This is a genomic window from Intrasporangium chromatireducens Q5-1 (assembly GCF_000576575.1).
Taxonomy (GTDB): domain Bacteria; phylum Actinomycetota; class Actinomycetes; order Actinomycetales; family Dermatophilaceae; genus Intrasporangium_A; species Intrasporangium_A chromatireducens.
On the sequence record NZ_AWQS01000395.1, the window covers coordinates 1 to 2331 of the forward strand.

The 2331-nt window shown below is 66.0% G+C and carries 2 protein-coding genes; one reads left to right on the forward strand and one right to left on the reverse strand.

The genetic code is table 11. From position 1 onward, the window contains the following. Positions 1-5 precede the first annotated feature (5 nt). Positions 6-986 (reverse strand): substrate-binding domain-containing protein, encoded by a 981-nt coding sequence (locus N864_RS21520; RefSeq protein WP_051518906.1) that lies wholly within the window; start codon positions 984-986, stop codon positions 6-8. A gap of 114 nt (positions 987-1100) precedes the next feature. Here N864_RS21520 and N864_RS21525 point away from each other — a divergent pair, with 114 nt between their 5' ends. Beyond that, the gene (locus N864_RS21525) at positions 1101-2114 is read left to right on the forward strand and encodes a LacI family DNA-binding transcriptional regulator (RefSeq protein ID WP_081794114.1); all 1014 of its coding nucleotides are present in this window, start codon (positions 1101-1103) and stop codon (positions 2112-2114) included. Positions 2115-2331: the final 217 nt, after the last annotated feature.

The window sequence follows — 2331 nt, forward strand, 5'->3', positions numbered from 1 at the left end:
GTGGATCAGGGGAAGATCTTGCGGTAGGGGTCGACGTTCTCCTTGGTGACGATCGTGATCGGCACGTCGATGAAGCCCTTCGGGGACGCCCCGCCGAGGACCGCCTTGAGCTCCTTCACGGCGTCGAGGCCCTCCTGCTTCGGGTCCTGCTGGATGACGGCCGTGACGGCACCGCTGTCGATGCCCCCGATGACCTCGCGGGTCAGGTCCCAGCCGATGATCTTCGTCTTTCCGCTGCCACCGATGGCGCTGACCGCGCCGACCGTGGCCGGCTCACCGGTGGTGTAGATGAAGTCGAGGTCGGGCTGCGCGGTCACGAGGTTCTGGGCAGCGGTCGCGCCCTTTTCCTGGACGTTGTCGCCGCTCACGCTCTGCGTGTAGACGGCGCCGGCCGCGTCGATCGCCGTGCGGAAGCTGTCCTCGCGCTGGTTCTGAATGAAGGAGTTCTTGGCGTCGACGACGCCGTACTTCTTGCCCTTGACGAGGCCCTTGTCGATCATCCACTTCGCGGCCTCGGCACCCGCCTTCTCGTTGTCGACCCCGACGAACGTGTCGACGGAGCCCTCTTCGAGCTTCGCGTCGATGGCGGCGACCTTGATGCCCTTCTGCCGGGCCGCCTTGACTGCGGGAAGCACTCCGTTGACGTCGATGGCGACGACGATCAGACCGGTGACCCCCTGCGTCACGAAGTTCTCGATGTCGCTGTTCTGCTTGGCCGAATCGTTGTTCGCGTTGGCGATAGTGAGCTCGCAACCAACCTCCTTGGCCGCCTCTTGGGCACCCTCGTTCATCTGAGTGAAGAAGGCAGCGGTCTGGTTGATCTGCGTCATCCCGATGACGCACTTGCCGCCGGCGTTCGTCGCGCCGCCGCCCCCGGCGGCCGGCGCCGGCTCGTTGCCGGTGCTACAGGCCGAGGTAGCGGCAAGCGCCGCTGCGGTGGCGATGCCGAGCAGGGCACGGCCACGGAATCGAGACGTCTTGGACATGTCAAGCCTCCTCTTTGAGCCTCGGCAATCGATTTCCGAGTTGCGAGTAAGGTACAGCCACTCCCCCGCGACGTCCATCACCGTTCGATAACGAGCACGAAGAGGTGCGCAGACATGACGAAGGCCGTCCAGAATGCGACACCGCCGCGTGCCGTCACTATGGCCGATGTCGCAGCACGAGCCGGCGTCTCCGTTGCCACGGTGTCCCGAGTCATCAGTCAGTCTCGGCCCGTAGCGAAATCCCTCCGCGAAGCCGTGCTGGGTGCGGCGAGCGACCTTGGCTACCAGGTCAACCTGGTGGGGCGGGCCCTCCGGAAGGGCCGCACAGCGACAGTGGGCCTCCTCGTGCCCGATCTCGACAACCCCTTCTTCTCGTCCGTGGCACAACATCTGTCCACGGCCTTCGAGGGGTCCGCGACCGACGTACTGATCTTCAGCACGTGTGGGGACGTCGACGTGGAACGCCGGGGGGTGGAGTCCTTCCTCGGCCGGCAGGTCGACGCCGTCGTAATGATTCCCTGCCACGAGGTCGAGAGTGCCGCCTCAGTCCAACGGGCCGCCCAGGCGACCCTGACGATTCAGCTGGACCGACAGGTGGTCGACGCGGATGTCCACTTCGTCGGCTGTGACAATGACGCGGGCATGAGCCTGATCACCCGACACATCGAGGAACACGTCGATACGGAGGTTCAGCCGGTTCTCTACGTCGGGGCTCAGGCGGGATCGTCCTCGGGGCATGAACGGTTCAAGCACTTCCACGAGGACTTTCCCGACCGTCCCTCGTACCTGGGCGAGTTCGACTTCGGCTGGGGGCAGGAGGCGGTCGATCTCCTCCTCGAGGACGGGTACACGAAGGCAACTATCGTCGCGGCGGCCGACATCATTGCGCTCGGCATCATCGCCCGACTCCACGCCCGAGGACACCGTGTCCCGGACGACTTCCGCGTCATCGGCTTCGATGGCGTGGGGGTGGCCCGCTTCGCTCATCCAACCCTGACTACCGTCCGGCAGCCCGTCGAGGAGATCGGTCGCACCGTACTCGACCTGATCTCGGCCGAACACACCCAGCCCTCTCAAGCTCTACGCATCGTCCCCGACTTTGTTCCGGGGCACTCGAGCCCAGACTGACCCTGCGGGTCGCCCACCGGAGGTGATGGCTAGCCGATGCGGCCTGGCGGCCCTGAGGCACTCCCTCGACGCCCCCCGGCGCCGCGCTCGACACGACCCGCCAGGCCGCGCAACAGCGCTATGGAGAGCGCTGAACCCTCAGCCAAGATCGGCGCCCAGCAGGACGACCATGCGGGTACGCCCCCCGGTGCCCCCCTCCGAGTGTCCTCACGACATC